The sequence below is a fragment of the uncultured Corynebacterium sp. genome, assembly GCF_902782855.1.
Classification (GTDB): Bacteria; Actinomycetota; Actinomycetes; order Mycobacteriales; family Mycobacteriaceae; genus Corynebacterium.
In genome coordinates this window covers 1-7,976 of record NZ_CACZOO010000316.1, presented here as the reverse complement: position 1 = coordinate 7,976, position 7,976 = coordinate 1, and the positions used below count along the sequence as shown (strand labels likewise).

At 69.3% G+C, this 7,976-nt stretch carries 9 protein-coding genes; 6 read left to right on the top strand and 3 right to left on the bottom strand.

Features of this window, described 5'->3' with window-relative positions:
• Positions 1-128: 128 nt before the first annotated feature.
• The 4 genes from QZV72_RS12755 (at position 129) to QZV72_RS12740 (ending at position 2,543) form a co-directional block, all read left to right on the top strand.
• Positions 129-1,352, top strand: coding sequence for a hypothetical protein (locus QZV72_RS12755; RefSeq protein ID WP_297008959.1), 1,224 nt, complete (start codon positions 129-131; stop codon positions 1,350-1,352).
• Between the two features lie 279 nt (positions 1,353-1,631).
• On the top strand, positions 1,632-1,796 hold the full coding sequence (locus tag QZV72_RS12750) for a DUF4244 domain-containing protein (protein WP_297008958.1): 165 nt from the start codon (positions 1,632-1,634) through the stop codon (positions 1,794-1,796).
• Complete coding sequence (locus QZV72_RS12745; RefSeq protein ID WP_297008957.1) at positions 1,777-2,169, top strand: hypothetical protein; 393 nt, start codon at positions 1,777-1,779, stop codon at positions 2,167-2,169. Before QZV72_RS12750 ends, QZV72_RS12745 begins: the two co-directional genes overlap by 20 nt.
• Complete coding sequence (locus QZV72_RS12740) at positions 2,166-2,543, top strand: Rv3654c family TadE-like protein (protein ID WP_297008956.1); 378 nt, start codon at positions 2,166-2,168, stop codon at positions 2,541-2,543. The genes QZV72_RS12745 and QZV72_RS12740 overlap by 4 nt, the downstream gene beginning before the upstream one ends.
• A gap of 572 nt (positions 2,544-3,115) precedes the next feature.
• Here QZV72_RS12740 and QZV72_RS12735 read toward each other — a convergent pair.
• Positions 3,116-5,557, bottom strand: a complete 2,442-nt coding sequence (locus QZV72_RS12735) for a DEAD/DEAH box helicase (RefSeq protein ID WP_297008955.1) — start codon at positions 5,555-5,557, stop codon at positions 3,116-3,118.
• Between the two features lie 262 nt (positions 5,558-5,819).
• Here QZV72_RS12735 and QZV72_RS12730 point away from each other — a divergent pair, with 262 nt between their 5' ends.
• Positions 5,820-6,023: a cold-shock protein gene (locus QZV72_RS12730; RefSeq protein WP_010120999.1), complete on the top strand. Its 204-nt coding sequence runs from the start codon at positions 5,820-5,822 to the stop codon at positions 6,021-6,023.
• Between the two features lie 239 nt (positions 6,024-6,262).
• Here the strand turns inward: QZV72_RS12730 and QZV72_RS12725 are convergent, their stop codons facing one another.
• Together QZV72_RS12725 and QZV72_RS12720 are read right to left on the bottom strand one after the other, a co-directional pair.
• Positions 6,263-7,123: a GDSL-type esterase/lipase family protein gene (locus tag QZV72_RS12725; protein WP_297008954.1), complete on the bottom strand. Its 861-nt coding sequence runs from the start codon at positions 7,121-7,123 to the stop codon at positions 6,263-6,265.
• A 71-nt stretch (positions 7,124-7,194) separates the two neighbouring features.
• Complete coding sequence (locus QZV72_RS12720; RefSeq protein ID WP_297008953.1) at positions 7,195-7,554, bottom strand: helix-turn-helix domain-containing protein; 360 nt, start codon at positions 7,552-7,554, stop codon at positions 7,195-7,197.
• Positions 7,555-7,712: 158 nt separating this feature from the next.
• Here QZV72_RS12720 and QZV72_RS12715 point away from each other — a divergent pair.
• Positions 7,713-7,976, top strand: a 264-nt coding sequence (locus QZV72_RS12715; protein ID WP_297008952.1) for an NAD(P)H-binding protein, incomplete at its 3' end; no start/stop codon positions are given.

Sequence of the window (7,976 nt, the reverse complement as noted above, 5' to 3'; positions counted from 1 at the left end):
GACGGAATCGGCGTGGTCGTGCACGTTGAACGCACACCCGCCGGACGCCGCGTCACCAGCATCGGCCGTTTCGTGGTCGGCGGTGTCGGCGGTGTCGGCGGCCTGTCGGTGGAACGGATGTGGGACGCATGCTGACCGTCATCGCCGTCGCCGGGGTTCTCGGCCCCGTCGGCTTCACGGCCCACCGTATCCTCGGCCGCGTCCGCCGCTTCGCCGCCGAACGTGCCCGCACCCGGGCGCTGCGGTCGATCGTGGACGCCTTCTCCAGGGAACTGGGGGTCGGGGCTTTCCCGGTGGACGCCGCAGGTCACGCCCTCGATGCGGTGCGGGACACCTCAGGGGTCGGCCGTGAGCTCGTCGGGCAGCTGGAGGTGGAGGTGCGGCGGGTGCGCCTCGGGGCGCGGCCGGGGGAGGGGTACGGCGGTGGTGACTCTGGTGCTGGTGCTGACACGGGTCCTGGCGTGGGGTCGGGTCCGGACACTGGCGTGGGGGCGGGTCCGGACACTGGCGTGGGGCCTGACGTGCGGCGGCTGCTCGCGGTGTGGGCGTCCGCCACGAGGCACGGCACCGCGCTCGGCCGGCTCGTGGACCGCCTTCGGGCCGACCTCGACGCCAGGCTCACCCATCTGGGTCACACCTCCAGTGCCCTGGCAGGGGCCCGGCTCACCGAGACGATCCTGCTGCTCCTGCCGTTCGGGGCCCTTGCTCTCGGTCAGTCGATGGGGCTGAATCCGGCGGCGTTCCTGGTGGGCAATGTGCTCGGCGTCCTGCTGCTGGTCGTCGGTGTGCTGCTGGGCTGCGCCGGGGCGCTGTGGACGGAGTCGCTGACCGTGACCGTCCTGGGTGGGGTGGGGCGACGCGCCGGGCCCTCGCCACTGGACGCCGCCCGCCTGCTCGACCTCTTCGCCGAGTCGCTGGTCTCGGGGCTGCCGGTGTCGGTGGCCTGGTGCGTCGCCACGACGTGCGGGGATGCCGGGGTCGGGGGAGGTGAGACAGGGGAGACCGGGACTGCCGGTGAGGCGGTGCATGCCGGTGACACCGGGGATGCTGCTCACCGGGTCGCCGCACTGCTCGCCCTCGGGTCGGGGGCGGACGCCTGGGAGCCGTTGCGCGACGACCCACATCTCGGGCCGGTCGCCAGGCTCGCCGAGTCCGGTTCCCGTAACGGGGCCCGGCTGGCGGAGGGCGTCCGGGCGCAGGCCACCCGGCTGCGGGCGGAGGCGGCGGATGCGTCGTTGGCCGGGGCTGAACGGGTGCTCGTCGTTGTGGCGGCACCGCTGACCCTGTGTTTCCTGCCCGCGTTCGTCCTCGTGGGGCTCATCCCGCTGGTGGTGGGCTTCGCCGGAATCTGACCAGCAACACCGTGAACACCGAACTGAACCACTGAACTGAACACCGAACTGAAAGGGGACATGACCATGTCCGCACCGATCGCACAGACCAGGATGACCACCCTGACCACCGACGTGGCTGACCTCGCCGACGTCGCTGACCTCACCCCGCCGGACCCCTTCGGCGACTGGGACACCGACACCGACCCGGACCCCGACGACTGGGGCGAGGAGCTGCCCGCGGCCCAGATCAATGACGATGCCGATGACGACGAGGACGACGAGGACGACGAAGGCGGCATCGACGGCTTCCTGGGCAATGACCTGGGTATGTCAACCATCGAGTACGCCCTCGGCTGTGTCGCGGCTGCGGCACTCGGCGCCCTGCTCTACCTCGTCGTCACCTCCGACACCGTCGAGTCCGCCCTCAGCGGGATCTTCGAACGTGCCCTCAACACGCAGTGACCCGTCCGCCGTCCGATCAGCTGACCGTTCCGACGCCGGCTACGTCACCGTCGAGGCGGCGATCATGTTCACCGCCCTCACCGTGGTGGTCGGCCTGGTGGTCGCGGGAATCGTGACCGTGGCGTCCTACCTCGGGGCCGTGGACCTGGCACGGGACGCCGCGCGCGCCGCGGCCCTGGACCCGGGCAACGCGTCCGGGGCGGCGTCCTCGGTGGTCTCCTCGGTGGACGCCGACGCGCGGGTCTCCGTGACCGGCGGGATCGGCGTGGCCGGCACAGACCTCATCACCGTGCAGGTCACCCGGCCGGGACGACTGTTCGACCTCTCCGCGACGGCCGTGATCGTCGCCGAACCGGCGGGGGAGGCGCTGTGAGCCCGCGTGGTGACCATGTCGCCGGCGACGAGGAGGGCTCCGCCACGGTCGCCGGTGTCGGGGTGATCCTGGGGATCATCGCCGTCGTGACCTTTCTCGGGCTGCAGGTCGCCGGCCTGGTCCAGCAGCACCTGGCGGACGCCGCCGCCGACCTCACCGCGCTGTCCGCGGCGACCGTGCAGGTCAGCTCGGGTGTGGATGAGGCGTGTGGGCGGGCGTCCGCCATCGCCGAATCCAACGGAGCCTCGCTGACGCAGTGCCGGGAGGTCACCGGTGGCGGGGCGGACGCACCGGGCGGGACATCGGGGGAGGTAGGCATCCTCGTCGAGGTCACCGTCGGTTCCCGCTCCGCCGTCGCCGTCGCCGGGCCGTGATGTGGACTCGGGGCTGTCCGGGGGCTGTTGCTTTTTCTAGGATCAGTGGCAGTCAAAGGAGGAGAGACCCATGAAACAGACTCATGTTGACTCTGGTCAACAGTCTGAGGACCTGCGACGAGCTGCTGCTTCGCAGTCGAAGGCAGCCATGGTGGAAGGTATTGCCGCGTTGGTCGGAATGCATGGGCAACTCGGTGCGCCAGTCGTGGAGCCGTCGTCGACTGACGGAGGGGCGGCGGACCTCAGGCACTAAGCGGTGTCGCTACCAGTACCGAGCCTTGCCCAGCACCGCCCCGGTGCAGCTACCAGTACCAGGAAGCGGAAGTCAGGGACCTGATTACCGCCTCTCGGTACTGGTAGCGACAGTGCTGCACGCTCAGTACTGGTACTGACCGCGGTGAGGTGGCGCGGTGGGTGGGACTGTGATGAGTGTGCCGCGGCAGAGGTGTGGCGGGGCAGGCGCGGTGAGACGGCGCTGTGCGTGATGCCGACATCGAGGGACAGGGACATCGAGGGACAGGGACATCGAGGGGCTGGGACATCGAGGGGCAGGAAGGGCCCCACCCCTCATCTCAGCCGGCAGCCCCGGCCTTCTCCGCCAGCGCCCTCAGCAGCACCGCCGCACCCTGCTTGTACAGCGGGTCATTGCCGTTGCCGCACTTCGGTGACTGCACACACGACGGGCACCCGGACTCGCACGCACAAGACTCCACCGCCTCCGCCGTCATCCGCATCCACTCCGCGAACCGCCCGAACCCGGCCTCCGCGAAACCCGCGCCACCGGCGTACCCGTCATAGACGAACACCGTCGGAAAGCCCGTGTCAGAGTGCAGCACCGTCGACACCCCACCGATGTCCCACCGGTCACACGTCGCCAGCAGTGGCAGCATCCCGATCGCCGCATGCTCGGCGGCGTGCAGCGTCCCGGGCCACAGCGGCTCCTCGATGCCCAGGTCGAACAGCACACCCGGGTCCACGGTGTACGCCGCGGCCCTGGTCACCAGCCGCTGCGGCGGCACATCCAGCGGCACGGTCTGCAGCACCTCACCGTCGGAGGTCCGACGCTGGTACCCGGTGACCTGGTGCGTGACCTGCACCTGCACGTCCGCCAGCCAGATGCCCGAGGGGGCGGAGTCCGTCCCGCCGATCTCCACGGTCGAGTACACCTGACCCATCCGGATCTCCGTGGTCTCCATCGCGCGGGTGTGCCACTCCGGCGCCTCCGGGTGCACCGCGGCCACACACTCCTCCAACGACAGCGAATCGACCACGTAACTCTCACCCTGGTGGACGTACACTGCCCCGTCATGGACCTCGCCGACGGCCCGCGCCGCGTCCACCGTGCCCAGCACCGTGCCACTGGTCACGTCGACGATGAGGACCTGGTCACCGGACCCGCCCCTGATGTTCACCCTGGCATGGACGCCCGTCGCGGCGTCCACGTCAGCGAAAATGCCCCGCGGCCTGCGCCGGAGCAACCCCTGGGACGCCAGCTGACGGACCACATCTGTGGCGTCCACGTCCCCGCCGAACGCGGTGACCTCGCCGTCGGTCAGCGGGGCCTCGGCGGCGGCGCACAGCACGTGGTCGGCCAGCACGTAGGGGTTCGTGGGGTCGAACACCGAGGCCTCGACCGGATGGTCCAGCAGGTCGGCGGGGTGGTGCACCAGGTACGTGTCCATCGGATTGTCGGACGCGACCATGACGACCAGGCAGCCCTGGCCGCGGCGTCCGGCGCGACCGGCCTGCTGCCGGAAACTCGCCACCGTGCCCGGAAACCCGCAGCTCACGACCACGTCCAGCCCGCCGACGTCGATACCGAGCTCCAGGGCGCTGGTCGCCGCCATGCCGAGCAGCTCACCGTCGTCGAGCTTCCGTTCGAGCTCGCGACGGGCTTCCGGGGTGTAGCCCGCCCGGTAGGACGCGATGCGCCGTGCGTCCTCCCCCCGCCCCATTCCCGTGAGGTCGTCGGCGCAGGCCAGGGCTGTGATCTCCGCGCCGCGACGGGAGCGCACGAAGGTCAGTGTGCGGGCGCCCTCGGCGATGGTGTGCGCCATGATCGCCGCCGCCTCGGTCGTCGCCGCCCGACGCACCGGCGCACCGTGCTCGCCGACGGTGTTCTCCAGGAACCCCGGCTCCCACAGGGCCACGGTCCGTTCGCCCCGCGGCGAGCCGTCCTCGGTGACCGCCACGGTCGGACGCCCCGTCAGCCGCTGCGCCTGCCCCGCCGGATCCGCGGTCGTCGCACTGGCCAGGACGACCGTCGGACGGGCGCCGGCCCGGTGCGCCAGCCGCAGCAGCCGCCGGAGCACCAGGGAGACGTGCGCGCCGAAGACGCCCCGGTAGACGTGGCATTCGTCGACGATGAGGAAACGGAGAGTGCGCAGCAGGCGCGTCCACCGCTCGTGGTTGCCGAGGATCGAGGCGTGCACCATGTCCGGGTTCGAGATGATGACCCGGGCCTCGTCACGGATCAGTCGGCGCGCGTCGCCGGGGGTGTCGCCGTCGTAGGTGGCGACCATGGCGTCCTTCAGGGCGGGGGAGGACGCCAGCAGCCGCGCCATCGCCGCGCGCTGGTCCTGGGCCAGCGCCTTGGTCGGTGAGAGGTACAGGCAGGACGCCGTGGGTTCGTGGATCAGTGCGTCGGTGACGGCCAGTTGGTAGCCCAGTGACTTGCCGGACGCCGTGCCGGTCGCGATGACGACGTCGTCCCCGTTGCGTGCGTGCTCGGCGGTGGCGATCTGATGCGACCAGGGCCGCTCGATGCCCTCGTCGATGAGGTGGGTGCGGAGATCGGGGTCGGTCCATTCAGGCCAGTCGACGGAGGTGGAAAGACGGGCGGACTCGGTGCGGACGTAGGTGATGACGGTGTTCGTTGTGTCCGTATCTGTGCCCGCGCCCGCGTCTGATGGACTGTTGTCCCTGGTCAGCGGGGTGAGGGCGGTGAGGAGATCGGCACCGTAGGAGTTTCCGTGGGGGCCGGGGACGACGGATTTCGCACCACTGTCTGCCATGGCTGACCAGTGTAGGTCCTGGCAATTTCGGGGGTGGTGTGGTGGTCGGGGAGGAAACGTGGAAGACTGGGGGGCGGTCACAGTTTCTGTGCGTCGCTTTGCTCGCTGTTCCACCGGTTTTTCGCCGTGTCAGTAGGTGAAACGTTCGCGGGAGTTGTTTTGAATGCGAACGGACCTCCACTCCGGTGGTCTATGCATCGGCCCGGTGTCCCCGTACATGAACGTGGGGATGTCGATCACCGAATCTGAAGAAGGTAAGAACATGGCACAGGGAACCGTCAAGTGGTTCAACGCTGAAAAGGGCTACGGCTTCATCGCCCCGAACGATGGCGGCGCTGACGTCTTCGTCCACTACTCCGAGATCCAGGGCAACGGCTTCCGTACCCTCGAGGAGAACCAGCAGGTCGAGTTCGAGATCGGCGAGGGTGCCAAGGGCCCCCAGGCTCAGCAGGTCACCGCTCTCTAAGTCCCTCAGGGACAGTCCCACGGTTCGCCGTGGGGCACAGGGCAGCGGTACTGTCTCTCGACAGAACCACGCGGACGACCTTCACGGGTCGCTCGTTCAGGGCACCGCCACCACCGGATCACTCCGGTGGTGGCGGTGTTCTGCATTCGGGGGGTGGTGTGCGGTGGATCTGCCCCACCCTGCGTCGTCACTACCACCCTGCAGTAGGGGATGCCGCAGGCGGATGCGGCGCTGGCGTCCTACCGCAGTGACGCGGCCACGAGATCGGCGACGAGCGTGTTGCCCGCACGCGACGGGTGGTTGATCATCGTCCAGTCCGGCGTGGTGACGTCGAGCCAGCCGGAGACCATCCGTTCGGCGTCGGGCGTGGTGCAGCTGGAGTGCGCCGCCGAGGCTGACTTCACGTCGATGAACTCCGCACCGATGAGGGACGCGGCCTCGTGCTGGTTGGCGGCGTTCCACCGTTCGACATCGGCGAGCACCGGGACCGGCAGGCCCAGCGGCATGTCGGGGATCACGTTGACCATGCAGAAGAACCCGTTGGTCGTGACCGACAGCATGCCGGGCACAAGGATCTGCGCGTTCGGGGTGACGGCCCGGATCTTCCGAGCGGCGGTGGTCAGGTCGGCGAGGTAGTTGGCGCGGACTGCGGCGGGGTCGAGGAAGTTCACTCCGTCCTTGGTGAAACCGTAAGGGCCGTAGTTGTTCATGCCGACGGACAACGCCACCACGCCGGTCGAGCTGTTGAGTGCGCCGGCGTTGATCGCCCGGTCGATGCGGCCGAGCATCTCGCGGCTGGTGGTGCCGTTGCAGGACCAGTCACGCACGTCGCGTCCGGTTTTCCGGGCGAGCAGGCGGGGCCAGTTGTCGGGGGCCTGGATGCAGCCGTCGGTCCGCGGGTAGTTCGCGGAGACCTCCGGGGTGACGAGGCCGAAAGCGACGTACTGGTCTGGTGCGGCGACAAAGGAGTCGCCGAAGGTGACGACATTCCCGTGTGTCGCGTGGGCTGCGGGGATGGTGGGGCCGGCGGCGAGGCCGAGGGTCACGGCGGTGGCCATGGTCAGGGCGGTGAGTGTTCTGCGGAAACGTCGGGTGGTCATGTCCCAGCCAACGTCGGGGCGCACGGTGAATTACGGCGTGGGGGCTAAGTAATACCCCGTGCACGTTCATCTCACTTCGTGGCGGGGGCTCCGGTCTGTGAGGCGACGACATCGTCCATGTGCACCACGGTCCAGTCGAACAGCGCGTGCACCGGGCCCAGTGCGGAGCGTCCCAGGTCGGTGAGGTGGTAGACCACCCGCGGTGGGATCTCGGCGTATGCGGTGCGGCGGACCAGGCCGTCAGCGGTGAGGACGCCGAGGCGCTGGCTGAGGACCTTGTCGGAGATGCCGTCGACATCTGACCTGAGGTCGCCGAAGCGCCGGTCGCCGTTCTCGAGGGCGAGCAGGATGAGCATGTTCCACCGGTCGCCGACGGTGGTGAAGAGAGTGCGGCTGGGGCAGTCGCGGGCGGCGGGATTCCATGCGGTCATGGTGGGGACTGTACACCCCGGAATGCGCCCGGATTAATCCCGGTAAGACACTTTACATCGGTAAGTGACCGGCGTACGGTCGGTTCCTGTACGACAGGGTCAGTCTCAGCCGACCCCCTCAACCATCCCCTCGACCGACACCATCGGAGGCAACACCCATGAGCACAGTCACCATCTACGGATCCACCGGCATGGTCGGGTCCGCCATCGCCGCTGAGGCGGCGTCCCGCGGCTTCACCGTCACCGGCGTCACCCGGCGGAACCCGGACGCCGTCACCGGCCCGGTCGACGGGGTCACCTACGTCACCGGCGAGATCTCGGATGTCTCGGACGTCGTCGCCGAGGCGTCGGCCACCGAGAATCTCGTGATCTCCGTGCCGGGTGCCCGTGACGGCAGCTCGGTGCAGCCGATCATCGACGCG